The sequence below is a fragment of the Embleya sp. NBC_00888 genome, from assembly GCF_045207655.1.
Taxonomy (GTDB): domain Bacteria; phylum Actinomycetota; class Actinomycetes; order Streptomycetales; family Streptomycetaceae; genus Embleya.
In genome coordinates this window covers 4,821,763-4,846,707 of the sequence record NZ_CP108784.1, presented here as the reverse complement: position 1 = coordinate 4,846,707, position 24,945 = coordinate 4,821,763, and the positions used below count along the sequence as shown (strand labels likewise).

Annotated in this window: 21 protein-coding genes; 4 read left to right on the top strand and 17 right to left on the bottom strand. The window is 70.2% G+C overall.

What is annotated here, in order from left to right:
- Window positions 1-49 precede the first annotated feature (49 nt).
- Together OG948_RS20440 and OG948_RS20435 are read right to left on the bottom strand one after the other, a co-directional pair.
- On the bottom strand, window positions 50-1,045 hold the full coding sequence (locus tag OG948_RS20440; protein WP_406297904.1) for an anion permease: 996 nt from the start codon (window positions 1,043-1,045) through the stop codon (window positions 50-52).
- A 4-nt stretch (window positions 1,046-1,049) separates the two neighbouring features.
- Complete coding sequence (locus tag OG948_RS20435) at window positions 1,050-1,670, bottom strand: DUF47 domain-containing protein (RefSeq protein ID WP_020552276.1); 621 nt, start codon at window positions 1,668-1,670, stop codon at window positions 1,050-1,052.
- Between the two features lie 395 nt (window positions 1,671-2,065).
- Between OG948_RS20435 and OG948_RS20430 the strand changes: the two genes are divergently transcribed.
- Window positions 2,066-2,446 (top strand): metal-sensitive transcriptional regulator, encoded by a 381-nt coding sequence (locus OG948_RS20430; RefSeq protein ID WP_406297903.1) that lies wholly within the window; start codon window positions 2,066-2,068, stop codon window positions 2,444-2,446.
- A 320-nt stretch (window positions 2,447-2,766) separates the two neighbouring features.
- Here the strand turns inward: OG948_RS20430 and OG948_RS20425 are convergent, their stop codons facing one another.
- The 10 genes from OG948_RS20425 to OG948_RS20380 all read right to left on the bottom strand — a co-directional run bounded on the left by OG948_RS20425 (window position 2,767) and on the right by OG948_RS20380 (window position 12,327).
- On the bottom strand, window positions 2,767-3,642 hold the full coding sequence (locus tag OG948_RS20425) for a hypothetical protein (protein ID WP_406297902.1): 876 nt from the start codon (window positions 3,640-3,642) through the stop codon (window positions 2,767-2,769).
- 88 nt (window positions 3,643-3,730) lie between these two features.
- Window positions 3,731-4,450 carry a GntR family transcriptional regulator gene (locus OG948_RS20420; protein WP_406297901.1) on the bottom strand — a complete coding sequence of 240 codons (720 nt, stop codon included), beginning with the start codon at window positions 4,448-4,450 and terminating at the stop codon, window positions 3,731-3,733.
- A 30-nt stretch (window positions 4,451-4,480) separates the two neighbouring features.
- Window positions 4,481-5,116: a phosphatase PAP2 family protein gene (locus OG948_RS20415; protein ID WP_406297900.1), complete on the bottom strand. Its 636-nt coding sequence runs from the start codon at window positions 5,114-5,116 to the stop codon at window positions 4,481-4,483.
- Window positions 5,117-5,215: 99 nt separating this feature from the next.
- Window positions 5,216-6,052 (bottom strand): ABC transporter ATP-binding protein, encoded by an 837-nt coding sequence (locus tag OG948_RS20410; RefSeq protein ID WP_395864721.1) that lies wholly within the window; start codon window positions 6,050-6,052, stop codon window positions 5,216-5,218.
- Window positions 6,053-6,065: 13 nt separating this feature from the next.
- Entirely contained in the window at window positions 6,066-6,986 is a 921-nt protein-coding gene (locus OG948_RS20405; protein WP_406297899.1) for an ABC transporter permease, read from the bottom strand.
- A 57-nt stretch (window positions 6,987-7,043) separates the two neighbouring features.
- The gene (locus tag OG948_RS20400; RefSeq protein ID WP_406300306.1) at window positions 7,044-7,880 is read right to left on the bottom strand and encodes a glycosyltransferase family 2 protein; all 837 of its coding nucleotides are present in this window, start codon (window positions 7,878-7,880) and stop codon (window positions 7,044-7,046) included.
- 77 nt (window positions 7,881-7,957) lie between these two features.
- Window positions 7,958-8,740, bottom strand: coding sequence for a CDP-alcohol phosphatidyltransferase family protein (locus OG948_RS20395; protein ID WP_406297898.1), 783 nt, complete (start codon window positions 8,738-8,740; stop codon window positions 7,958-7,960).
- Window positions 8,718-9,788, bottom strand: a complete 1,071-nt coding sequence (locus OG948_RS20390; protein WP_406297897.1) for an iron-containing alcohol dehydrogenase family protein — start codon at window positions 9,786-9,788, stop codon at window positions 8,718-8,720. The genes OG948_RS20395 and OG948_RS20390 overlap by 23 nt, the downstream gene beginning before the upstream one ends.
- A complete protein-coding gene (locus OG948_RS20385) occupies window positions 9,776-10,555 on the bottom strand; it encodes an NTP transferase domain-containing protein (RefSeq protein WP_406297896.1) in 780 nt (259 codons plus the stop codon). Before OG948_RS20385 ends, OG948_RS20390 begins: the two co-directional genes overlap by 13 nt.
- Window positions 10,552-12,327: a DUF5941 domain-containing protein gene (locus tag OG948_RS20380; protein ID WP_406297895.1), complete on the bottom strand. Its 1,776-nt coding sequence runs from the start codon at window positions 12,325-12,327 to the stop codon at window positions 10,552-10,554. The genes OG948_RS20385 and OG948_RS20380 overlap by 4 nt, the downstream gene beginning before the upstream one ends.
- A 472-nt stretch (window positions 12,328-12,799) precedes the next feature.
- Here OG948_RS20380 and OG948_RS20375 point away from each other — a divergent pair, with 472 nt between their 5' ends.
- Window positions 12,800-15,643 carry a CDP-glycerol glycerophosphotransferase family protein gene (locus OG948_RS20375; protein ID WP_406297894.1) on the top strand — a complete coding sequence of 948 codons (2,844 nt, stop codon included), beginning with the start codon at window positions 12,800-12,802 and terminating at the stop codon, window positions 15,641-15,643.
- An 11-nt stretch (window positions 15,644-15,654) separates the two neighbouring features.
- A complete protein-coding gene (locus OG948_RS20370; protein WP_406297892.1) occupies window positions 15,655-16,821 on the top strand; it encodes a glycosyltransferase in 1,167 nt (388 codons plus the stop codon).
- Window positions 16,822-16,885: 64 nt separating this feature from the next.
- Here OG948_RS20370 and OG948_RS20365 read toward each other — a convergent pair whose 3' ends face one another.
- The 5 genes from OG948_RS20365 to OG948_RS20345 form a co-directional block, all read right to left on the bottom strand.
- Window positions 16,886-18,487, bottom strand: a complete 1,602-nt coding sequence (locus tag OG948_RS20365; RefSeq protein WP_406297890.1) for a glycosyltransferase family 2 protein — start codon at window positions 18,485-18,487, stop codon at window positions 16,886-16,888.
- 1 nt (window position 18,488) lies between these two features.
- Window positions 18,489-20,522 (bottom strand): hypothetical protein, encoded by a 2,034-nt coding sequence (locus OG948_RS20360; protein WP_406297888.1) that lies wholly within the window; start codon window positions 20,520-20,522, stop codon window positions 18,489-18,491.
- 165 nt (window positions 20,523-20,687) lie between these two features.
- Window positions 20,688-21,911 carry a hypothetical protein gene (locus OG948_RS20355; protein ID WP_406297887.1) on the bottom strand — a complete coding sequence of 408 codons (1,224 nt, stop codon included), beginning with the start codon at window positions 21,909-21,911 and terminating at the stop codon, window positions 20,688-20,690.
- Window positions 21,912-22,138: 227 nt separating this feature from the next.
- The gene (locus tag OG948_RS20350; protein ID WP_395864440.1) at window positions 22,139-22,570 is read right to left on the bottom strand and encodes a DUF2304 domain-containing protein; all 432 of its coding nucleotides are present in this window, start codon (window positions 22,568-22,570) and stop codon (window positions 22,139-22,141) included.
- A gap of 4 nt (window positions 22,571-22,574) precedes the next feature.
- Window positions 22,575-23,261, bottom strand: coding sequence for a glycosyltransferase family 2 protein (locus OG948_RS20345; protein ID WP_406297886.1), 687 nt, complete (start codon window positions 23,259-23,261; stop codon window positions 22,575-22,577).
- A gap of 327 nt (window positions 23,262-23,588) precedes the next feature.
- Here OG948_RS20345 and OG948_RS20340 point away from each other — a divergent pair, with 327 nt between their 5' ends.
- Window positions 23,589-24,920 carry a lipopolysaccharide biosynthesis protein gene (locus tag OG948_RS20340; RefSeq protein WP_406297885.1) on the top strand — a complete coding sequence of 444 codons (1,332 nt, stop codon included), beginning with the start codon at window positions 23,589-23,591 and terminating at the stop codon, window positions 24,918-24,920.
- Window positions 24,921-24,945 lie beyond the last annotated feature (25 nt).

Genomic DNA, 24,945 nt, shown 5'->3' with positions numbered 1-24,945 from the left:
CGGCTACCCCGTACGTCCTGCGTCGCGTACGCGGCACACGGTCCGCGGATCAGCCCACGATCAGGTGGGTGATCCAGTACACGCAGGCCGCGACCAGGCCGGCGGCCGGCATCGTGGTGAACCAGCCGATCAGGATGTTCTTGGCGACGCCCCAGCGCACCGCCTTGACCCGCTTGGTCGCGCCCACGCCCATGATCGCCGAGGTGATGATGTGCGTGGTGGAGATCGGCGCCTTGAAGACGTAGGCCGTGGTGTACAGGATCGAGGCGGCCGTGGTCTCGGCCGCGAAGCCCTGCGGCGGGTCCAGCTCGATGATCTTGCGGCCGAGCGTGCGCATGATCCGCCACCCGCCCGCGTAGGTGCCCAGCGAGAGCGTGATGGCGCAGGCGAGCTTGACCCACACCGGAATGCCGTCGCCCTGCTGATGACCGCTGATCACCAGCGCCATCACCACGATGCCCATCGTCTTCTGGGCGTCCTGGATGCCGTGCCCGAGCGCCATGCCGGCGGCCGAGACGGTCTGCGCCAGCCGGAACCCGCGCTTGGCCTTGTGCGGGTTGGACTTACGGAACAGCCAGATGATCCCGACCATCACCAGGTAGCCGGCGACCAGGCCGACCACCGGCGACAGGAACATCGGGATGACGACTTTGTCGATCACCCCGCTCCAGTAGACGGTGCTGGAGCCCGCGAGCGCGGCGCCGACCAGGCCACCGAACAACGCGTGCGACGAGGACGAGGGCAGCCCGAAGTACCAGGTCAGCAGGTTCCAGAAGATCGCGCCGACCAGCGCCGCGAACAGGATGATCAGACCTTGATCACCTTCGGGGGTGGCGATCAGCCCTTCGCTGACGGTCTTGGCGACGCCTTCGCCGAGGAAGGCACCCGCGAGGTTCATCACCGCGGCCATGGCCAGGGCCGCGCGCGGAGTCAGTGCCCGGGTGGACACCGAGGTCGCGATGGCGTTGGCCGAGTCGTGGAAGCCGTTGGTGTAGGTGAAGAAGAGCGCGACGCCGATGACGATGATCAGACCAGTGAGTTCCACTGGGTCAGGACTCCTTGACGGCGATCGTCTCGACCGTGTTCGCCACGTGCTCGAACCCGTCCGCGGCCTCTTCGAGGACGTCGACGATGCCCTTGAGCTTGAGCACCGTCAGCGCGTCGTACGCACCGCTGAACAGGTGCGCCAAGAGCTTGCGGTGGATCTGGTCGGCCTGGTTCTCGAGCCGGTTGATCTCGATCCAGTACTCGGTCAGGTCCTTCATCGTGCGCAGCCGGGGCATCGCCTCGGCGGTCAGCTCCGAGGCCCGCACCAGCACCTCGATCTGGTCCGCGACCTGCGGGGGGAGTTCGTCGAGCTGGTACAGCACGACCAGGTCGACGGCCTCTTCCATGTAGTCCATGACGTCGTCCAGTTGCGACGCGAGGGCGTAGATGTCCTCACGGTCGAACGGCGTGATGAAGGAGGCGTTGAGCTGGCGCATGATCGCATGCGTGGTGTCGTCACCGGCATGCTCGGCCGCGCGCATCCGTTCGGCAATCTCCGGACGAGCGGAGACCTCTGCGCCGAGCAACTCCGTGAGGAGCTTGGATGCGGTGACCAGGTTGCTCGCCGCTGCGGCGAACATGTCGTAGAAGCTCGTCTCCCTGGGGGTCAGACGCAATCGCACTTGAGGTCTCCGGGATAATGAAAGTGGTCGGCGTCGATGCTAGGCGCTCCGGCGGTGCCGCACACAAACCGGGGAGCCGACGCGGACCCCGACCGTACCCGGCGGTAATGAGACGCGCGCACACAGCGACGAACGGGCATGCGGAACCGCCCGTTCCGCCGCCCATGGCGCCCGTCACACGGCCAGAGTATGGGTCCGGGCACCCGTCGAAGGACAGAGCGGCCTACGCTCGATCCATGTCGCCCACATCACACGAACCGGAATCGGCGATTCGGCATGAACGCCGGCGGATCGGGTCGGCGGGTGCGGGCGACGCCGTCGGCGCGTGATCGAATGCTTGCCGGATATACCCCCCGGGGGTAAATTTGGAACGTGGACGGTCGCCCGATCGGGCCATGGACACGTGGGGAACGGCCACAGAGATACGGGAGACGACGGTGGAACAGGATCCGCAGGCGCCGGAGACGACGGCGACGCACGGCGCATCGGGGCACGGGCACGGCTACAGCGGGCGCAAGGACGAGCACCTCAAGCGACTGCGCCGGGTCGAGGGACAGATCCGCGGGTTGCAGCGGATGGTCTCCGAGGACGAGTACTGCATCGACATCCTGACGCAGGTCTCCGCGGCGACCAAGGCGCTCCAGTCGTTCGCGCTGAGTCTGCTGGAGGAACATCTGGGCCACTGCGTCGCGAACGCGGTGGAAAAGGGCGGACCGGAAGCGGACGAAAAGGTCAAGGAGGCGTCCCAGGCGATCGCACGCCTGGTGCGCTCCTGAGGCCGCGGCGACGGGGGCCGGCCCGGGTGTGGGTCGCCGTCCCCCAGCCGCCGACCAGCCCGAGCACGGCGTCGATCTGAGCCTGCGTCAGCGGACCCTCGCTCGCCGACGCCGCGATCATCAGGTCGCCGTAGAGTTCGATCTCGTCGAGGACGACGTGGTCGTGCACACCGCGATCGGAGAACCGTGACACCCACATCACCTCCTCGTGCGCACCCCGGACGGGCTTCGGCCCATCCAGCGTAGGGGCGGGTCCGCGGCGCGGACATGGCACGCCTGGGTCATATGGGGACCGCCCGGAACGACTCCGCAGGAGTGACTCAGCCGCGCTTGGCGGGTGTTCCCGGCGGGGTCGGCGCGACGTACAGGTCCTTGGCCTCGGGCGGCTTGACGTCGACCACGACCCCGAAGTCGTACAACTCCGCCGAGGAGAGCACCTTCGCGGTCGGCGGTGCCGCCTTGCCCACCTCCGGGCCCATCACGAACGCGAACGACTCGTCGACCCGGCGCAACCGACCCGCGTCGTCGAGGTAGGCGTCGAACGGGATCGGCGCGCCGTCGAAGGTCTTCAGCGCCGCGGCCAGCGGCCCGCGCACCTCCGGCGCGGTCAGGTCGTGCGCCTTGCGGATGTCCAGCGTGCCCCGATAGTGCCGCACGGTGTCCGTGCCCAACTTCTCGGTGCCCACGAGCACGACGTCGTCGTTGACCCCGCGCAGTATCTCGAAGGACGTCCCGGGGTCGGTCGCGCCGCCGCTGACCAGGTTGCCGTCGGCCAGCCCGTCGATCGCCAGTCGCACCCACTTGTCCTTCGGGATGCCCGGCGACCCGTTCTTCATGTAGAGCGCCTCGGGGGTGAGGATCTCCTGGAGCGGACCGGCGATGCCGGAGTCCTTGGGCGCGTCCACGGTGAGGGTGCCGATGTGCCGGACATAGTCGAACATGCCCTGACCGGTGAGCTTGACCACCCGGTCGTTGTTCTGCATGGTCATCGTGGTTCGGGTGCGCGAACTCTTCGCGCCGGTGGTGACGTCGGCCGCCTTGCGGACGGCCAGCACCGCCTCCGACGGGCCGCTCGCGGCCCCGCCGCCGCCCTCGACCCGCGCTCCCTGGGGTTGCACGTCGTCACCCTGACAGCCGGTGACCCCGGCCAGGACGAGGGCGCAGCAGGCACTCGTGAGCACGGTGCGGACCAACATGTGGGTTCTCCCGGATGCTCTGAATCCTCGCGTGACGGCCGGCCACGCGGCGGCGGCTCGACGGGACAACGAGCGAGGCGGCGCCGGGTTACGGCCGTTCGGGGGACGTCGGGTCGACGAGCGCGGGCGCCGGGTCCGGGTCCGGGTTCGGTGTGCGCGACCACTCCAGGTGCCGGCGGGTCAGCTCTTCGGCGCCGGCCGGATCGCGTGCCTCGATCAGGTCGAGCAGCCGGTGGTGTTCGGCCGCGATCAGGCTCCGGTCGGCCGGCTCGGTCATCGGGCGCGGACCGTACAGCCGGGCCTGGGCCCGCAGTTCGCCGACCATCCGGACCAGGCGCGCGTTGCCGGCCAGGCCGAGCAGGTGGGCGTGGAAGCGGTCGTCGGCGTCCACGTAGTCGAGCACGTCGGCGCGGTCGATCGCGTCGGCGAGTTCGTCGACCAGCGCGCGCAGGGCCGGCAGCGCCTCCGCGATGCCGTCCCGGGCGAGCCGCCCGATCGTGGGTATCTCCAGGAGTTCGCGCAGGTCGTGGATGTCCCGCAGGTCGGCCGCGGACACGGCGCGAACCCGGAAGCCCTTGTTGCGGACCGGCTCGACCAGGCCGTCCTTGGCCAGGTCGAGCAGCGCCTCGCGGACCGGGGTCGCGGACACCCCGAAGCGGGTGGCCAGGGCCGGCGCGGAGTAGACCACCCCCGGCTGCATCCGGCCCGCCACCAGCGCCGCCCGGACCGCGCGCGCGACCTGTTCGCGCAGGCTCAGCCGCTCGCCCAGACGTCCCGCGTCGCGACCGCCCTCGGTATCCGTTCCCATCGTGTGTCCGCCCCCTCGGCCGCGTCGCCGTCAGCCGGCCGGGCGTGCTCGGTCCGTCACCAGCACCCGCATCGGGCCGCGTTCCACCTGCCGCATCACCGGTTCCAGGACCCGCCCCACGACCATCGACCCGACCAGCGCGACCAGCGCGCCGAGCGCGAACCCGGCGAGCACGTCCGTCGGGTAGTGCACGCCCACGTACAACCGGGAGAAGCCGGTGAACACCGCCGCGAGCACCGCCAGGATCCCCAGTCGCCGGTCCACCAGCAGGATCCCGACCGCCAGCGCCATCGTGGTCAGCGCGTGGTCGGAGGCGAAGGACGGGTCGGTCTTGCCCTCGACCAGCACGTGCAGCCCCTCGTGGCTGAGGAACGGACGGGGTCGATCGACCCAGTCGCGCAGCGGCGCGTTGGCCAGCTCCGCGACCAGGGCCGCCAGCGGAGCCCACACCAGGCCCGCCACGGCCGATATGTGGTCGGGGCGGGCGCGGGCCCGCCACCACGCGAGCAGGCCGAGTACGGCGAGTACGGCGAACATGCCGTACTCGCCCATGAACTCCATGCCCCCGTGCGCCCATGAGGTGTGCTCGGTGAGTCCGTTGACGTCCCGCAGGACCTCGATGTCGAGGTTGTCGTCCGTACTCTCCGCCAGGACCTGCAAGGACACCGGTAAACCCCTTCGCGTGGTGCTGTTGGTGCTGTTGGTGCTGTTGGCGCCGTCCGTGCCGTCGCAACGGTGGACGGAACCGTCGGAGCGATGTCGCCGCTACTTGCCCTCGTACGCGTTGACGACTTCCTCCATCGGACCGTCCATCTTGATCACGCCCTGGTCGAGCCAGATCGCCCGGTCGCAGGTGTCCCGGATCGACTTCATGCTGTGGCTGACCAGGAAGACCGTGCCGGCCTCCTTGCGCAGCTCGCGGATCCGGGCCTCGCTCTTGAGCTGGAACTCGCGGTCGCCGGTGGCCAGCGCCTCGTCGATCATCAGCACGTCGTGTGTGCGTGCGGCCGCGATGGAAAAGCGCAGGCGGGCCGCCATGCCGGACGAGTAGGTCCGCATCGGCAGCTTGGTGAAGTCCTTGCCGTTGTAGTTGTTCAGCCCGGAGAACGAGGCGATCTGGTCGTAGTTGGCCTCGGCCTCGCGCTGGGTCATGCCCATCGCCAGGCAACCCAGGATGATGTTCCGCTCACCGGTGAGGTCGTTCATCATCGCGGCGTTGACGCCCAGCAGGGACGGCTGGCCGTCGCTGTAGATCTTGCCGGTGGTGGGCGGCAGCAGGCCGGCGATGCACCTCAGCAGCGTGCTCTTGCCCGAACCGTTGCGCCCGATCAGGCCGATCGCCTGGCCCTTGTAGGCGACGAAGCTGACGCCGCGTACGGCGTGCACCTCGGTGATGCCCGCCGCCTTCTTGCGCAGCGCGAGCCGGGACAGCGCGGACGTGGCGCTGCCCTTGCCCGAGGAGGCACCGTGCACGCGGTAGATCAGGTGCACGTCGTCGACCACGACGGTCGGCGGGATCTCCTCCTGCGGCTGCGCGGGCTGCGGGGCGTTCTGCTCGGGCACCTCGACCTCGGAATTCGCGCCGGCCTCGGCCCAACTCATGATCGCGGGCTGCTCAGCCACGGCCGTACCTCTCTTCCGCCTTCCAGAAGTACACGTAACCACCGATGCCCATCACCAGCGCCCAGCCCACCGCGTAGCCCCACACGTGCAGCGGGAGCGTCTGGTGGCTCTCGATGAGCGAGTCGCGGATCACCTCGATGTAGACCGCTCCCGGGTTCGCCTCCAGCACTCGGGCCACCCAGGCGGGCGCCTTGTCGGTGTACGAGTCCAGGCTGTAGAAGACGCCACTGAGGTACAGCCAGGTGCGCAGCAGGAACGGCAGAAGCTGCTTGATGTCCACCAACACCGCGCCGATCCGGGCCAGGACCAGGCTCAGGCCGACGTTGAAGACGAACTGCAGCATCAGCGCGGGCAGCACGAGCAGCCACTTCAGGGTGAGCGGCTCGCCGGTGCCCAGCACGATCGCGCACAGCACGACCATCGAGAACAGCAGTTGCTGGAGTTGCACGATCGTGAAGGAGATCGGCAGGCACGCCCGCGGGAAGTGCAGCGCGCGGATCAGGTTGAGCTGATCGCTGATCGCCCGGCTGCCCGCGAGCACGGCGCTCTGCGTGAAGGTGAACACGAAGACGCCGGTGACCAGGAAGGCGACGTAGTTGTCGATGCCGTCCTTGGTCTGCACCAGGTAGCCGAAGATCAGGTAGTACACGGCCGCGTTCATCAGCGGCGTGAGCACCTGCCAGACCTGGCCGAGCTTGGCGGTGCTGTACGTCGCCCGGGTCTTGGCGTTGGCGAAGGCCACGATGAAGTGGCGTCGGGCCCAGAGCTGCCTGGTGTAGGAGAGCAGTCCGGGACGGGCCCCGCTGACCGTCAGCTTGTAGCGGGCGGCGAGGTCCGCCAGGGGTTCGGTGGAACCGGGGGGCGCCGACGTCCCCTGTGGGCTCAGGGTGTCGGCCTGCGCGCTGTTGGCCACGTTGACACTTTCGTCTGCGTCGGGTCGAAATCGAAACGGTATGGGGATTCCAGCCTGTCAGATGACCGGCGGACGGCCGAGCCTGGTCATCCGCCAGACCGTGCGCCAGGACATCGGCTTGCGCGGGCCGCTCGGGGTCTTCCACCCCTCGCGGAAGCCGGCCAGCCAGGCTTGGGCGTTCTCCTTGGACGGCCGGCGGGCGGCGGTCAGCACGACCCAGGTGCCCAGATAGGCGGGCACGATCGGCCACGGCAGGTTGCGCCGGGCCAGGTAGACGCGGTTGCGCGCGTTCATCCGAAAGAACGCCGCGTGCCGGGCCGGGCTGGTCTTGGGGTGTTCCAGCACGATGTCCGCGCGGTAGTCGATCTCCCAGCCGGCGTCGAGCGCGCGCCAGGCCAGGTCGGTCTCCTCGTGCGCGTAGAAGAAGTCGTCGGGCAGCCCGCCGACCTCGCGCAGCACCGCCGCGCGCACCGCGCTGGCGCCGCCGAGGAAGGTGGTCACCGGGCCCGAGCGCAGCGGGTCGCCGACCCGGATCCGGGGCACGTGCCGGCGCTGGGTCTCGCCGCTCTCCGGATCCACGATCCGGAAGCTGACGATGCCCAGCCGCGGGTTCGCCGCGAACGCCTCGCGCAGCAGCCGGCCGGCGTCGGTGCCGGCGAGTCGGCCGTCGTCGTCGAGGAAGAGCACCACGTCGACGTCGTCGGGCAGGCCGGCGGTGCCCACGTTGCGCCCGGCCGGGATGCCCACGTTCTCCGGCAGGGTGATGCCCACCACGCCCTCGGGCAACTCCGGCAGCGGCCCGCCGTTGGCCACCACGACCACCGCCATCGACTCGCCGTGCTGATCGGCCACCGAGCGCAGCAGCCGGTTCAGCTCGTCCGGGCGGTCGCCCATGGTCAACACCACCGCGCCGAGCGCGATCGCCTGTGCCTTCGCCTCGCCGGCGCGCTGCCCCTCGGCAGCCTCGGCGGTCACCGGAGCCTGCTCGACATCAGCACGCTGACCAGGTGCAGCACGGTCTGCAGGAGCGCGATGGCGGCGAGCGCGCTCACCGCGATCCTGCTGTACAGCAGGCCGCCGTCGTCGGCCACCAGGTCGAGCACACCCGCCAGGAGCAGGAAGATCGACGCCTCGACGGCGCCGACCAGGCGGTGGAACTTGAGCGAGGCGACGATCTTGCGCGCCGACGCGGCGCCCGAGGAGCGCGGCACGGCGGCGGCGTCCTGGACCGGCGGCAGGCCGCTCTTCGCCCGCGCGCCGTCGACCAGGTCGGTCTCCGACTTGATCAGGATCGCGCCCAGCGCGGCGACCACGCCCAGCGTCGCGTAGCCGTTGAAGCCGCCGCCGTCCAGGACGCCCGCGGCGTGCAGGCCCGCGCCGGAGAGCAGCGCGGCCTCGGAGAGGTAGTGGCCGACCCGGTCGAGGTAGACGCCGGTGACCGAGGTCTGCCGCCGCCAGCGCGCCACCTCGCCGTCGACGCAGTCGAGCAGCAGGTAGAGCTGCACCAGGAGCAGCGCCGCGAGCGGCCCCGCGATCCCGGGCAGGATCAGCGCGGCGCCGGCGGCGATGCCCGCGAGGATCATCATGTAGGTGAGGCCGTTGGGCGTCACCCGGGTCCCGACGATGCGTCGGGTGACCTGAAGGGAGACCTGCCGCATGTAGATGCGTCCGGCCCAGTGTTCGCCACTGCGCCGATCGAGCAGGCCCTCGGGGTGTACGACCGAGCGAAGCTCAGCCGCCGTAGGTGTGGACATATTCGGTCACCGAATCCCGGATGGCGTCATTGTCGAGGTCGAGATGTTCGAGGATGGTGAAGCGTCCCGGACGGGTCTGGGGCGCGTGACTCACCGCCGCCACGAATTCGTCGATGGTCAGGCCGAGATGCTCCGGCACGACCGGCAGCTTGTGCCGATCAAGGGTGCTCGTCAAGAGCTTCGTCAGCGCGGTGTCGCCACGCAGGTGGGTGGCGAACGCGGCGCCCAGGCCGACCTGTTCGCCGTGCAGCCCGTCGTGGCCGTCGCGCTCGCCGTAGAGCAGGTCGATGGCGTGCGAGATCTCGTGACAGGCTCCGCTGCAGGGGCGGGTGGTGCCGGCCACGGACATCGCGATGCCGGAGAGTACGAGGCCCTCGGCCAGGGCCACGAGGAAGTCGTCGTCCTCGATGCCGCCGGGGCGGTGCAGGATCGAGTCGCCGGAGGTGCGGGCCAGCGCGACCGCGAGGCCGTCCACCGGCTCGCCGGTCTCGCGCTGGGACAGCTCCCAGTCGGCCACCGCGCACAGGTTGGACAAGGATTCGCCGATGCCGGAGCGAACGAAGCGCTGCGGCGCGGCGCGGACCAGATCCAGGTCCACCACCAGGGCGATCGGCGTGGGCACGCCGTAGGAGCCGCGCCCCGCGTCGTTGTCCAGGATGCTCACCGGCGACGCGATGCCGTCGTGGGCGAGGTTGGTGGCGACCGCGACCATGGGCAGGCCCACCCGCGCGGCGGCGTACTTGGTCGCGTCCAGGACCCGGCCGCCGCCCAGACCGACCACCGCGTCGTAGGCGCCGCCGCGCATGCGGTCGGCGAGGTCGACGGCGGCGGTCAGTGTGCCGCCGGCGACGGTGTACCACTCGGCGCCGGGCAGGTGCGGCGCGAACCGCTCGCGCAGCCGGGCCCCGGAGCCCTCGCTGACCACGACCGCTATCCGGCCCGACGTGGAGACCCGGCGGTCGGCCAGGATGCCCGCGAGGTCGTCGACCGCACCCGCGCGGATGTCGACGGTCAGCGGGGTGGGGACCAGACGGGTCAGTACCGGCACGCGATCTCCCGCGCGACCACGAGGTCCTCGGTGGTGTCGATCTCGGTCCACGGCACCCGGGTGCCCGACGCGCTGATCGGCTGCACGTCGACCCGACCACCCCGGTTCACCAGTTCCTGGTAGCCGTCCTCGTAGTAGAGCTGTGGGTCGCGCTCGAAGGTCGCGCGCAGCGCGTCGATCAGCGCGGGCGCCGCGTGGCCCTCGATCAGCGTGACGCCGATGTACTCGCCGGCCGCCTCGGCCGGGTCCATCAGCTTGGTGATCCGGCGCATCCGGCCGTCCTCGCCGAGGGTGACCTTCATTTCCTCGTCGGCGAGCGGCTTGGCGGTGTCCAGGGCCAGGATGATGCCCTTGGCGTCGGCCCCGGAGGTGTCGCGCGCGGCCAGCATCGTCTCCTGGACCGAGACCGGGTGCAGCGTGTCGCCGTTGGCCAGCAGTACGCCGTCCGCGAGGTGGTCGCGCGCGCACCACAGGGAGTAGGCGTTGTTCCACTCCTCGGCCTTGTCGTTGTCGACCATGTGCAGCTTCAGGCCGTAGCGACGCTCCAGCAGGCCCTGCCGGTCACGGATCGCGTCGCCGCAGTAGCCGACCACGATCGCGGCCTCGGTCAGGCCGACCGCGGCGTAGTGGGAGAGGGTGACCTCCAGGATCGACCGTTCGCTGTCCGGCGCACCGGGCGCGCCCACCGGCACCAGGGCCTTGGGCAGCGTGTCCGTGTGCGGGCGCAGCCGGCGGCCGGCGCCGGCGGCGAGAACGAGGCCGATCATGAGAGGTCTCCAGTTCGATCGGAGGCCGCCGCGGCGGCGGCCTCCAGGGGGCGGTACGGCGGCGTCGAGGCCGAGGGAGCCGGTCCCACCGGGGTCACGTCGTCGATGTCCGGGCGCGCGCCGCGCACCCAGAACACGACACTCTCGGTGAGCACGATCGCCGCGAGCACGACGGCCGTCGCGATCAGGCCGGTGCGCAGGGTGCCCGAGCCCAGTGCGGCCAGCAAGGTCACCAGGAGCACCCGCCCCTCGTGACCGAGCACCAGCCACACCAGCGCCCGGGGCGGGGCGCCGTAGCCACCGCGCAGGCGGTACACCGTGTCGTAGTGATGGTAGGCCGTGGCCGCGACCAAGCCGAACGCGGCGGCCACCGCGGTGGGCACCACCCGGGCCGCGAGGATGGTGATCGCGGCGTACTCGGCGGCCCGGAAGATCGGCGGCACCACCCAGTCGAGCCGGCGCACCAGCGGTCGGCCGATCGCGATCCCGGCGCACAGCGCGTAGGCGCCGGCGCCGGCCAGGCCCCACCACTCGCCCGCGCCGCCCGCGAGCAGCACCGCGACCAGCGCGGCGGTGCCGAGCAGGGCGGCGGCGGGGGCCGGGACGCGCAGCCGCAGTCGGCCCACCAGTTCGGCGAGCGGACCACTGTCGGCGAGTGCGGCGAGGTGTTCGCCCACCTGCGGGACGAACGCGGCGCGGCGCGGCAGCGAGCGCAGGATCCGGCCCAGCGAGGTGTAGCAGGCGGCGAGCACGCAGCCGACGATCAGCACGACGAAGGTGATCCGCGGCGTGGTGGTGGCGGTGAGCACGGCGATCAGCGCCCAGCGCTCGCCGATCGGCAGGATGATCATCCGCCGGGCCCACACGGTCCAGCCGACCGAGTTCAGCTTGCCGGAGAGCTTGGCGCCCGCGCCGCCGTCGGCGCTGTCGTCGTCTCCGCCGCCGATGCCGCGTCGGGTCTCGTTGAAGGCGAAGTCGACGATGTGCCGGGTGGTCATCACCACCATCGCGACCAGCGCGAGGGTCCACACGTCGTCGTCGTGCCGGGACGCGCCGAGCGCGAGGCCCGCGTAGACCGCGTACTCCTTGGCCCGGTCGAAGGTGGCGTCCAGCCACGAGCCGATCCGCGAGTAGCTCACCGCGTAGCGCGCGAGCTGGCCGTCGGTGCAGTCCAGCACGAAGGAGAAGTACAGGCCCAGCGCCGCGGCGATGTAGCCGGCGCGGGTGCCGGTCGCGGCACCGGCCGCCGCCATCAGCGCGACGAACAGCGACGCGACGGTGACCTGGTTGGGGGTCAGCCCCCGGCGGGCGCACCAGCGCGCGAGATAGCGCGACCACGTGCTCACCGCGAACGTGGTGAAGAAGCCGTCCCGGGCCTTGACCGCCGAGTTCAGCCGGATCCGCTCGTCGTCCACGGCCGCCACCGCGGCCAGCGCCCGGGTGCGCGCGGCCTCGTCGTGGGCGACCTCGGCGACCAGGTCGCCCAGCGGGACCTCGCGCGGCGCGATGCCGGCCTCGGTCAGTCGTTCGGCCAGCAGGTCGGGGACGCACACGTTCGCCGGCTGCCGGTCGAGCGCGGCCAGGATCCGGGCCGCCTCGGCGCGCGCCTCGCCCTCGAGCGCGAGCACGCCGGGCACGTGCGCGACCGGGAAGCGGGTGTCGGCGATCACCAGGCGCAGCGCGTGCCGGTGGCCGACGAAGCGCGCGTCGACGATGGTCACCCGACAGTCGCCGCCGGCCAGGGCGCTCGCGAGGGCGTCCGCCGCGACCACCTCGATCTCGGGGACCCGGCGGTCGATCGCGGACAGCTCGGCGAGCAGCGGGGCGGGATCCGGCCGATCCGTCCGAGCCGTCGAACCGGTGGAGGTGGGCTCTGTGACGACCAGGGCAGTGGACAGGCGCCATCACTCCTTTGAGCAATCGCCGCAGCAACGCCGATCGAGCGGAGGGTGTGGGGAGTTCCCCGAAACAACGAGACAGGTTAACGGATCATCCGCCGTCGTCCGCCACCCGCGAGCGAGAACCGATTTCCGGCCGCCCTCGCGAGGCCGCCGGGCGAACCGCGCACACCCGCGTTCACGCCTCCATTGTCCGTCCGATGTCCGTCCCGTGTCCGTCCCGTCGAGCCCCGTGGATGTGCCGCCGCCCGGCGTGCGGCGTCCCGCGACCGGGATTGGCCCGGCGATCCGCAGCCTGACTAAGCTCGAAGCACCGTTCCCGAACCCCGCCCGCGGAGGTGGCCGCATGAGTGTGTCTCGCGCACCCGACGTGAGCGTGATCGTGATCGTCTACAACGACGCGGCCCGACTGCCGCGCGCGGTGGACTCGGTGCTGCGTCAGACGCTGGACAACCTCGAGATCCTGATCGTCGACGACGCCAGTACGGACGACAGTTTCGCGGTGGCGGAGCGGTTCGCGGCCGAGCACCCGGACAAGGTGCGGGCGATCCGGCTGCCGCACAACAGCGGCGGATGCAGCCGACCCCGCAACGAGGGCATCGACCAGGCCCGGGGCACCTTCGTGATGTTCCTGGACAGCGACGACACGCTGGACCGGCACGCGTGCAAGAACATGCTGGTGGCCGCCGAGGAGACCGGGTCGGACCTGATCTCCGGGCTGTGCGTGCGCGTGCACGAGAGCCGCAAGGGCAAGCAGACCCCGTGGTACCCGGAGTTGTACGCGGAACGCGCGGTGCTCGACTCGCTGGACGAGCGCCCGGAGTTGCTCTACGACACGCTGTCCACCAACAAGTGCTACCGGCGCGCCTTCCTGGACGAGCACGAACTGCGCTTCCCCGAGGGCCTGCACTACGAGGACCTGCTGTTCTCGGCCCGCGCCTACCTGGCGGCGAACCGGATCACGCTGATCCCCAACACCGTCTACCAGTGGCGGGTGGTCGAGGACGCGAAGGTGCGTTCGATCTCCAACCGCCGCGGCGAGCTGCGCAACTTCGCCGACCGGCTGACCATCCACCGCCGGATCGACGAGGAGTTGCACGGCGAGGAACATCGGGCGCTGAAGCTGCGGAAGGACATCAAGTTCCTCCAGCACGACCTGGTGCTCTACCTGTGGGGCCTGCCGTTCCAGACCGAGGAATTCCGTCGCGAGTTCATCCCGATGGCCCAGGAGTACCTGGCCACGCTGGACCCGCGCGCGTTCCGCCAGGCCAAGCACATCCCGGCGCTGGCCGCGTATCTGGTGCTGCGCGACGACTGGCCGAACCTGCTCACCGCGATCGACATGGTGCTCAACCGCACCAAGGTGTGCGCGCCGCTGCACCGGCGGGACGGCCGGGTCTACTGGTGCGCGGAGCACCTGGACGACGAACTCGGTCGCGCGGTCCTGGACGTCACCGACCTGGTGACCTGGTCCAAGCCGCTGAACCTGGTCTGGCTGGGCAACGACCTGACGCACTACTCCTCCACCGGCGGCTCGCTCCGCCTCGCCGGGCTGATCGTCAATCCGCTGGACCGGATCGCGCCGACCGCGAAGCTCTCCGCCCGCCTGGAGTTCCGCTCCCGGCGCAAGAAGCTCGCGATGACCACGGTGCACGTCCCGGTGGACTCGGTCCGGCACACGCCCGAGGGCCTGGTGTGGGAGACCACCGTCGACCTCACCCGCACCCTGCACCCGGTCGGGGTGCTGGACCCGGTGTGGGACGTGCGGATGGACCTGACGGTCGACGGCGTGGTGACCACGAGTCGCATCTTCGCCACCTCGCTGCCCGAGGACGCGCGGCGGATCCCGATCCGGCCCCGGCTGAGCAAGGCCGTCGGCGACCACGTGGTCCCGTTCATCACGGACAAGGGGCACCTGTCCTTCACCATCACGCACGAGGGCGCGATCGCGCGCAAGGGCCGCGAGTTGGTGCTGCGGACCGCCGACAGCCCGTTCGGCCACAAGCTGGTCGCCACCGCCCGCAAGCAGATCACCCGGACCGGGGCGCGCAAGCGGGAGGCGTTCCGACTGGCCCGGACCGCGCTGGCCAAGCTGCCGGTGCGCAAGGGTCTGGTCGTCTTCGAGAGCCACCTCGGCCTGCGGTACAGCGACAACCCGCGCTACATCCACGAGGAACTGCGGCGCTCCGGTGCCAGGTTCGAGGCGGTGTGGGTCTACGCGGAGAGCCGGGCGGGCTTCCCCAAGGACGCCACGCTGGTCAAACGCGGCTCGTGGGCGCACTACAAGGCGCTCGCCCAGGCCGAGTTCTGGATCGACAACCAGGGCGTGCTGGGTGACGCGGTGAAGAATCCCGGCACCACGTACATCCAGACCTGGCACGGCTCCGCGCTCAAGCGCATGGGCTTCGACATGCCCTCGGTCAAGCAGTCCGACGCCGCGGCGCAGGCCCGGCTGCAAAAGGGCGTGGACCGCTTCGACTACTTCGTGGTCCGCTCCGAGCACGACGTCGACACGCTGATGGCCGCCTACCGGCTGCGCGCCGAACCGCTGCGGGTGGGCTACCCGCGCAACGACGCGCTGGCCGACAAGGACGCCGGGACCGCCGATGTCGAGGCGCTGCGGGCCGAGTTGGGCCTGGTCGACGATCCGCGCCGGATCGTGCTGTACGCGCCGACGTTCCGACCGCGCGGCGAGGACGAGGACTTCGAGATGCCGTTCGATCTCGAGCGCTGGGTCGCGGAGTTGGGCGAGGAGTTCGTGCTGCTGGTGCGTACGCACTACCTGGACGAGGTGGAACTGCCGCCGTCGCTGGCGGCGGACGTGCGCGACGCGTCCACCACGCACGACGTCACGCCGCTGCTGCGGCTGGCCGACGTGCTGATCACCGACTACTCGTCGCTGATGTTCGACTACGCGCTGCTGGATCGGCCGATGGTGTTCTACACCTACGACTACGACGCCTACACCCGGCAGTCGCGCGGTGCCTACTTCGAACTCGCCGAGCAGGCGCCCGGGCCGCTCGCCGGCGACCAGGACGCGCTGTTCGCGGCGATGCGCGAGGTGGAGGGCATGCGCGAGCGCTACGCGGACCGGCGCCGGGCGTTCGTGAAGTCCTACGGCGAATACGACCGGGGCACCGCCGCCAAGGAGATCGTCGCGCGCTTCTTCCCGACCGGGGGCGCGCAGTGAGCGAGGCAGCAGTGAGCGAGGCAATCGTGACGCGCACACCGCGCGACATCTTCATCGTCTGCAACAACATCGAGGAACTCGGCGGGCTCCAGCGCTGGGCGCACCACACGGCGGGGATGCTCCAGGCGAGTGGGCACACGGTGCACCTGATCGGAGTGGTGCACCCGGAGACCGTGCACGACTACGGCCGTGATCTGCCGTATCGCACCAGCGTGCTGCACCGCGTGCACCCGCCGTCGGCCTGGGGTCCGCGCACCGTGCGGGATCGGCTCAACGTCGGCGCGCAACGCCGCGAGATGTTGCGCAAGGCGTCGATGCGGCAGGCCGCCGACCGGCTGACGGCGTTGTTCCGCGCGGCCCGGCCGGGCGCGATAGTGATCGCGCCGCAGGTCTGGGCGATGGAGTGGGTCGCCCTCGCGGACACCTCCGGGCTGCGGGTGATCGGGATGAGCCACGAGTCGTTCGAGGCGTCCGCCAACTCCTCGCGCGCGCGCCGGGTGCGCCGCTGGTTCGCCGACGTGGACCGGTTGCTGCTGCTCACCGTCGAGGACGCGGACGCGTGGAGCCGGGACGGGCTCAACAACGTCGACGTGCTGCCGAACCCGCTGCCGATCAGGCCGCGGACGTTCTCCGAGCGGGCCGATCCGCTGGTGGTGGGACTGGGTCGGCTCTCCTTCGAGAAGGGCTACGACCTGCTCCTGGAGGCGTGGGTCGAGGTGGCCCGACGCAATCCCGAGTGGCGGCTGCGGCTGTACGGGTCGGGTCCCGAGGAGGGCCGGCTGCGCGCCCAGGCGGCGGCGCTGGGCCTGACCGGCACCGTCGAGTTCGCCGGGCAGACCGCCGATGTCGAGGGCGCGCTGCGCGAGGCCTCGGTGTTCGTCGCCCCCTCGCGCGCCGAGGGCTTCCCGATCTCGCTGATGGAGGCGATGGCGATGGGCGTGCCCAGCGTCGCGTTCGACTGCGCGCCGGGTGTGCGCGAGATCCTCACCCACGAGCGCAACGGTCTCCTGGTGCCGCGGGGCAACACCCACGAGTTCACCGCCGCGCTGGAGCGCCTGATCCGCGACCGCGACCTGCGCGACCGGCTCGGCAAGCAGGGGCTCGAGGACGTCACCCGGTTCGCGCCGGAGGCGGTGCTGGAGCGCTGGGAGCAGATCTTCGACTACGTCTACCGGTGAGCCCGCCCGGCGGGTCGACCCCGCCGGGCGGATCGAGTCGGTCGGGCGGATCGAGTCGGTCGGGTCACGACGCCCGGCGGCGGCGGAGCCGGGCGCCCAGCACCTCGCGCACACCGACCCCACCGCCCGCATGGCGAATCGCCAGCGAGCGGCTCGCGGTCCGGTAGAACTGCACGAACGCGACTCCGTGCCGCAGGTCCGGGCGCAACCGGCGGCCCAGGCCCGTCCCGGCCCGGACCTTGGTGACCAGCGGCGGGCCCTCGGCCAAGTGCACCCGGGCCCACACGTCCCACACCGTGAAGGGCTCCGCGCCGGCGAGCACGGTTCCCTCGACGGTGACGGTCGTGGACCAGCCGGACGCGTCCGCGAGAGCGCGCAGCAGCCCCTCGCGCACGCCCACGGCCCGGACCTCGACGCCGTGCCGATCGCGCAGTTCCAGGTCGAGCCGGACCGGACCGGCCGCCGCGAGCCGGCCGTACAGGTCGTGCACGGTGACGTCCAGTGTGGTGCCGACCGTGCCGCGCACGCTCGCCTCCACGACCGCGGGCAGGTCGGCGGGCGCGATCTCCGCGAGCGCGTCCAGGACCACCTTCGGCCCGGCCTCGTCCCACACCGGCGTGCCCGCGTGCTCCGGGTACGGGCCGATCAGGCGCGGCGGCTCGGCCGCCAGTTCGGCCAGCCGCGCGACGCCCGCGGGCGTCTCGTGTGCGGCGATCACGGCCGCCGCCCACCGCGCGGTGGGGAACGCCCGCGCGAACGCCTCGGGTTCGAAGGAGGCGAGGTGCGCCCGGCAGGCGCGCCACCACTCGTCCCGGTACTCGGCGGTGCGCGCGCCCAGGTCCCGCAGGTACAGCCGCAGATCGTGCTCGAGGAACTTGGTCAGCGCCGCCGCCCGCAGCGCGGGGCGGCCGGCCTCGGTGAAGATGTCCACGACCTGTCGGTGCGCGTCGAGCCGGTCGAGCCAGTTGGCCACCCGGTCCCGGCGCAGCGAGATCGAGGGGTCGCCGCCGTCGCGGCGCACGTGCCACGTGTAGACGTGGTCCGGCACCACCGCCAGGCGGGGCCCGGCCGCGTACACGCGCGCCGTGAACACGAAGTCCTCGTAGTGCGCGGCGCCGTCGGGAAAGCGGATGTCGTGCTCGAGCAGGAACGCCCGGTCGTAGAGCTTGTTGACCGAGAGGGTGTCCCACACCGTCTCGGGTCGCAGCTCCGGGTCGGCGTGCACGGCCGCGGTCGTGAACAACCGCGGCTGCCAGGGCACATCGCGCACCCTGGGCAGTTCCCGGCGTACGCACAGCCCGGCCACGACCTCGGCGTCGTGCGCGTCCGCGGCGGCCGAGAGCACCGCCACCGCGCCGGGCGGCAGCACGTCGTCGCTGTCCAGGAACACGATCCGAGCGGCGCGCGCGGCGCGCACCCCGTCGTTGCGCGGGGAGCCGCACCCACCGCTGTTGTCCGCCCGGCACACGATCCGCACTCGCGGATCCTCGGCCGCGAGCCGCGCGCACACCTCGGGCGTGGCGTCGGTCGAGGCGTCGTCCACGATCACCAACTCGCCCACCACCTCGCCCTGCGCCAGGGCCGAGCGCACCGCTTCGGCGAGTCGGTCCGCGTCGTTGTACACGATGACGACGACGCAGACCCGGGGGTCGAGGGGCTCGCTCATGTCACTTCCTGTCGGGCGCGTCTTGCGGGCTCTTGCAGCCGTTGGCGGGGAACGGGATCCGCGGCACCGGCGCGAGACGCTCGCCGGGCTTGAGCATCGGCTGGGCCTTGAAGTCGTAGGTGCACCGGGTGGGGTTGCTGAACAGTACTTCCAGCCGCAGATCGGGGCGGTCCCGTCGCAACGTCTGCAGGGTCGCCAGGGTCACCGGGTCGTCGGTGACCACGCGCATCGGCAGCTTGGCGAACTTGACCGCGATGCGCTGGGTGAGCTGCTCCGGCGTCTCCTGGTTGCCGTAGGTGGGCTTGGTCTGCCACGCGGTGCCGAGGTTGCGCGAGAGCACGTCGACCCACAGCGTCCCGTAGTAGTTGGCCTGCCAGTCGTTCTTCATCTGCACTATCGTCGCGTGGCCCTGGGGCTTGGGCTGGGCCTTCGTCACGGCCAGGATCAACTGGGCCAGCCTGGGCTGGTCCATCTTCTTCTCGAAGTAGCCCACACCCCAGCTGAGATCCTTCGGCGGCTTGCGCCAGACCTCGCGGTCGGGGTTCGCGTTGTAGCCGATGGAGACCACCACGCACAGCGCCAGCACGCTCGCGGTCAGTGGACGGGTGAACGGCTCGGCGACCCGCGAGCGGGCGGCGAAGTGGCCGGGCCGCCATCTCGGCGCCACGAACCAGGTACCGCCCAGGCAGACCAGGCCGACCACGATCAACTGGTGCAGCAACTTCTCGTAGTAGTAGGAGGTCTCGCCCAGGATGCGGCTCTGGTAGAGGTACATCAGCGCGACGATCCCGGTCGCGCCGCCCAGCCACAGGATCGCCATCCGCCGGACCGGGTGGCGCCACGCGGACCGGGAGGCCAGACCCAGCGCGGTCACGAAGACCAGGATCACGATCAGGTGTCGGATGGTGGGGCTGATCCCGCCGCCCGCGTTCAACGAATCCGACTTCACCGACTCGCTGTTGAGGATCGGCAGGTACAGCGCGCCGACCGCGGTGACCACGACCGCGCCGACGGTCCACAGCGGCTGCGCCCACAGTCGCTTGCGGTTGCCGACCACCCAGACCAGGAGCAGCACGCCGGCCAGCGGCAGGAACAGGTAGTAGGTGAAGGACAATCCGGTGGTCAGCGCGGCCAGCACGCACATCTGCTCGCGCAGCCGGGGAAGCGGTCGGGTGGTGACCGCGACCATCAGCGCGAGCAGGCCGAGCCCGACGAACTCGCTCGGGAACCCGCGCAGGAACATCGACATGCCGTCGCCGAAGTACAGGTACGCGGCGGCGGCGCCGCCGACCACGACATAGCGCCACGTCGACAACGCGGGTCCGGCGATCCAGCGCATCGACCACAAAACCGCGAAGACGAGGAAGACGAATGTGGCCGCGTAGAAGTAGACGAAATGGTTCAACGCGGTCGTGCCGGAACCCGCGGCGGTGCTCGAACGCAGGAAGTTGTCGAACAGACTCATCCCGAAGTGGCTGCCCTGCGGATAACCGAAAAGTTCATTCGTCAGTCCGGTTCGCGTTTCCGAACGATTCAGGAACGTGTAACCACCGGCGGTCCTGATCGTGTCGTAGAGCGCGAAATGCCGGCCGAGGTCCTCGGCCACCGCGACCAGGGACAGCCGACCGACCAGGCCGCGACCGAGGTAGGGATAAACGGTTCCGAAGGTGACCGCCGCGGTCAGCGCCGCGGTCACCAGATCGCCCGAGGCCAGGATCCGCGGCAGCGCCGGGCGACGGCCGGCGACCACCGCCACGATCGACACGGCACTGAAGCCGACACCGGCCACCGGCACCGGGTGCAGACCCCACGGCCAGACCGAGAACACCAGCCCGGCCAGGCAGGTCGCGCCTGTGACCAGGGCGAACGCGATGACCAGCCGGTCCGTCACGGTCCGCCCCGAGCGCAGCAACGACGCCACGAGGCCGACGAAGAGCACCGGCAACACGACCGCGACGTGGGCCGCGTAGGCGGCGATCGGCACCAGCCAGGACAGCGCCAGGGCCGCGAGCAGGATCAGCATTGCTCGCACCACCCTTCCGGATCCACGGGGTCGAGGCGGGCCCGGCGAGGCGACCGAACCCATCGGTGGAGCGGTCGTCCGCGCGCTGTCTGAGACGGTCACGAATCCTCGTTCGGTCCGGGTGAAACACACGTCCTGGGCCGGGCAAGGATATCGCATGGCATAAACGAGCCGAATTCAGACCTTGACGAAGTCCCATTTTTGGGCGTCCCCGCCGCCGGGCGGTGCCTGAAATACATCTCCGCCCGGTGCGCGGGCTCCGGTGAGCGCCATACCGGAATGCGCGAACAGCAGGCCGAATCCGCCGGCGACATCGCCGTGCACGCGCAGCGCCTGCGCCGGGTCCAGGGCCCGTGCGGCCAACCGGGGCACACAATCGGCGGTCGTGGCGGCGCCGGGGATCGCCACGATCCGGTCGACCGCGACCGGGAGCAGTCCCCAGCCGTACCGGATACCGGCCAGCCGGAACACGGTGCCCTCGTGGCCCTTGGCCGCCGCGGCGGTCAACGGCGCGTCGGCTTCCGGGCGTACGGTCAACTCCAGCCCGTTGCCGCGATTGCGGATGCGATATCGCGGCCCCAGATAGGGATGTCCGGCGATCGGGGCGACCCGATCGGGAACCGGCATCGGGAGCACGAGATCACGGCGCCACGCGGCGTTCGCGAGATAGGACTTGTGCAGCCACGGACCGTATACCTTGCTGCGCTTGGCGTCCGCGTCGTATTCGGTGTAGATGGTGAATGCCTGCTTTTTCCTCGCCGCCTGTTCGGTGCTCAGATTCGGCGGTTCCTGCTGGATCGTGTAGTCGCGGTGATATATGACGGGCGACGCCGGAACGTCCTGCTCCAGGGCGTACATCACCATGCGGGCCACGGCCACGTGATCCTGGTGGAATCCGCCCACCGGATCCGGGTCGCCCTGGAGATCGGAGGTCGGATCCAGCGTGTTGACCCGATCCGGCTTGAACTCGTCGCGCACCCCGCGCAGAAAGGCGGCCAGGCCGTCGCGGTCGAACTCCTGGGCCGGGAAAGCGTCCCCGGGGCGGGTGGCGATCCGGGTGTTGTCGGCGTACAGACCCCACATGCGTTTCGCACCGAGCGGAGTGCGCATGAAGCCGTCCGGAATCCGGGTCTCGAGTATCGACACCCGATCCCCCAGCGTCCACAACGTCGCGCGCACGCCGCCCATGTCGTAGGGCTGCGATTTCCACTCGCCGGGCTTGGCACCCACGGTCTGCGCGTAGGCGTCGCGCAGACCCGCCTCGCGATCCTTCATGTACTTCGGATAGTCCTCGTAGTCCGAGGCGTTGAAGTACACCGTGCGCAGCACGGCTCCCGCCGCCAGGTTGTCCAGCAACTCCGGGCTGAGGAACAGCAGGTCGTCGTCGTGGTGCGCGACCACGTTGAGCACCCTCGATGCGCCGGCGCCCGCGGGCGCCGGGCGGACGGGCCGCGGCTTCGCGGTCCCGCCCCGGTCGAACAACTCGACCGCCCCGATCGCACCCGCGCCACCGAGCGCGAGAGCACAACCACCGACAAACACATTCCTGCGCGATACGACCATCTTCGGACTCGGGTCCACTTCCGTGTGCGTGCGGCGCGGCCCGATCGTCCGCCCGAGAAATCGAATCAGCTGGTCGAGATGTGCTCGGAGGCCGGAACCTCCGCGACCTCCGGCGGCTCGGCACCCTCCGTGAGCTCGACCCGAGCCGGCGCCGGCGGCCGATTCGCGTTGAGCAACTGCGCCTCGCGGATGGCCACGCTGCGCGCGAGGTCGGTGATCTTCTTCTCCAGGGACCGGAACCGCATGAAGGTGTTCATCGCCATGAAGGCGACACCCACTACGAGGCCGTAGAGGATCAGGTCGGTTCCACGACCGACGCCCACCTTGTGCGCGAGCCACGTGGTGTCGGAGGGACGAATCACCGCGTAGGCGTTCACACCGACGAACAACAGGAACGCGATGCGCTTCCAGGCCCGGGTACGCACCTGGTCCCACTGGATGACGAACAGGGCCAGCAGGCCCGCGGCACCGAGGAGGAGAATTCCCTGGATCAACATACGATCATTTACCCCGCTGCCGAACCGACATGTCAAAGAGGATGTTCACGCCATTGATGAGTGATTGACCCTTGGCTTTCGAGTACTCGGTGTAGATCACGGAGACGGGCATCTCCGTGATACGCAGACCCGAGCGCGCCAGGAAACCGACGATCTCCGACGCGTGCGCCATTCCGTTCATGCTGATGCGCAACTGCGCCGCAGCCTCTCGATTGAAGACGCGCAGTCCGTTGTGCGCGTCCGTCAAGCGGAGTTTGCGCGACGTGAGACTCAACGCCGCGACGGTGCGCAGAACGATTCGCTTTATCTTGGGGATCTCCGTGGTGGATTCCAGGAATCTGGATCCGAGCACGACGTCGACATCACCCACGCGCAGGCGTTCGATCATGGCCTGGGCATCCTCGACACGGTGTTGCCCGTCCGCGTCGAAGGTGACGAAATACCGGGCACCGGGTTGGGCAAGCGCGTAGGTCATTCCGGTCTGCAAAGAGGCGCCCTGGCCGAGATTGACCGGGTGCTTCACCAGATGGGCGACGGTTCCGAAGATCTCCCGGGCGGAGTTGTCCGAACTGCCGTCGTCCACGCAAACAATGTTCGGGAATACTAGAGATGCATCCGTGACGACTTGGGCGATGACCTGATCTTCATTGAAGACAGGAATCACCAACCATACGTCGCTGTAGTCCCGCACCAGACACTCCAAGAGATGAGTTTTCGCTACCGCGTCTGATTATTCCGAGCAACAATCCGAAGGGACGAACCGACGCGCACTCGGCCCGGCCGCGCGGCCTCCGGTCGATCATCGGTCGAACCTGTCGCCTCGTATGTCCAGTAGACTCGCGAAGCTATGGGCCCATCACCTCAGAGGATCCTAACCGATCGGCTGCCTGGTAGGTCGCCCTTGATCGCCTGTACGGTCCTGTCCTGAGGGCCCGAGCGGTCCGTCGAGCGGCGACGCGGGTGGGTCCGATCCCCCATGCCGCCCCATCCATCCCAACTTCGCATCGGCCGGGTCACCGTGAATCTCGTAGTACGCGCCGTCCGGGCCCTGCCCCCGGGCACGCTCCGAGTCGGCATCGGCGTCGTCGTCCTGGGCGCCGCCTCATATGTGCATCTCGCACTCGCCGGCCACACGCTGTCGTCCGACGGCATGGCAAATGTATCGGTTTTGTGGACGATCGCATTCTCGGTGGGATATGGATTTTATACCCCTGTCGAGCAGGAGATCACCCGAATCGTCGCCGCCCGGAAAATAGGGGGCGAAGGGGCCGCGCCCGTGCTGCGGCGGGGAATGATCCTCGCCGGCGCAATCCTGCTGGCCGTGCTCGTGGTGGTCGCCGCCGGGGCCGTGCCGATCTCCGATCGGCTGTTCGCCGGACAGCGCAGCATGCTCATCGCGCTGGCCGGTGCGTTCCTCGGGCTCGCCGCGACCGCGGTCACCCGCGGAATCCTCGCCGGACTCGGCCTGTTCCGCGAGTACGGCGCGCAGCTCGCGATCGACGGCGGCCTGCGGATCGCCTTCGCCGTCGCCCTCGGGGTCGCCGACGTCCAGTCGGCGCTGATGTTCAGCCTGATCCTGACCGCCGCCCCGCTCCTGTCGGTCCTGGTCACCCTGCGACCGGTGCTGCGGCACGCGCTGCCGGGGACCACCGTGCCGTGGAAGGCGATGTACCAGGGCCTGGCCCTGTTGATCGTCTCGATGATGTTGTCCCAGATCGTGGTGAACATCGCGGTCATCAACGTCAAGCTGCTCGAACCCGGCGAGGTCGAGCTGGTCAGCGCGCTGCTGTCGGCGATCGTGCTGGCCCGGGTGCCGCTCTTCGTCTTCAGCTCGCTGCAGACCTCCCTGCTCCCGGGGCTGGCCGGCGCGCACGCGGCCGGGAATCGGGCCGCGTTCCGCCAACTCGTGCTGCGCAGTTGCGGGATCGTCGCGGTCCTGGGGCTCGGCGGCGGGCTCGTGGCCACCGTCGCCGGCCCGTGGCTGGTCCCGACGCTGTTCGGCGCGCCCAGGGTCCTGGGCACCGCGGACTTCGCGTGGTTCTCCATGGGCACCCTGTGCTACATGCTCGCGCTCGTGCTGGGACAGGCCCTGATGGCCCAGGGCGCCCACCGGCAGCAGATGTGGTCCTGGGTGGTCGGCGTCGCCGCGCTCGTGGCGGTGACCGCCTCGCCGGGCTCGATCCAGCTCCGGGTCGAGGCGGCCTACCTGACCGGCTCTCTGGTCACCACGCTGATGATGGCGTTCCTGCTGTGGAGTCTGGGAAAGCGCGATGTGGGGCACCATGTGAGCGATGCCCGACGGGACGACGCGCTGCGGGGAACGCCGTCCGACACAGTCGTGCAGGCCTGAGAAGCACCTCGTTCACTCAACTCGG

Coding starts and splice junctions, on each gene's coding strand:
- OG948_RS20430 (WP_406297903.1), top strand. CDS start 2,066: ATGGACACGTGGGGAACGGCCACAGAGATACGGGAGACGACGGTGGAA.
- OG948_RS20425 (WP_406297902.1), bottom strand. CDS start 3,642: ATGTTGGTCCGCACCGTGCTCACGAGTGCCTGCTGCGCCCTCGTCCTG.
- OG948_RS20420 (WP_406297901.1), bottom strand. CDS start 4,450: ATGGGAACGGATACCGAGGGCGGTCGCGACGCGGGACGTCTGGGCGAG.
- OG948_RS20410 (WP_395864721.1), bottom strand. CDS start 6,052: ATGAGTTGGGCCGAGGCCGGCGCGAATTCCGAGGTCGAGGTGCCCGAG.
- OG948_RS20400 (WP_406300306.1), bottom strand. CDS start 7,880: ATGGGCGACCGCCCGGACGAGCTGAACCGGCTGCTGCGCTCGGTGGCC.
- OG948_RS20395 (WP_406297898.1), bottom strand. CDS start 8,740: ATGTCCACACCTACGGCGGCTGAGCTTCGCTCGGTCGTACACCCCGAG.
- OG948_RS20385 (WP_406297896.1), bottom strand. CDS start 10,555: ATGATCGGCCTCGTTCTCGCCGCCGGCGCCGGCCGCCGGCTGCGCCCG.
- OG948_RS20375 (WP_406297894.1), top strand. CDS start 12,800: ATGAGTGTGTCTCGCGCACCCGACGTGAGCGTGATCGTGATCGTCTAC.
- OG948_RS20365 (WP_406297890.1), bottom strand. CDS start 18,487: ATGAGCGAGCCCCTCGACCCCCGGGTCTGCGTCGTCGTCATCGTGTAC.
- OG948_RS20350 (WP_395864440.1), bottom strand. CDS start 22,570: ATGTTGATCCAGGGAATTCTCCTCCTCGGTGCCGCGGGCCTGCTGGCC.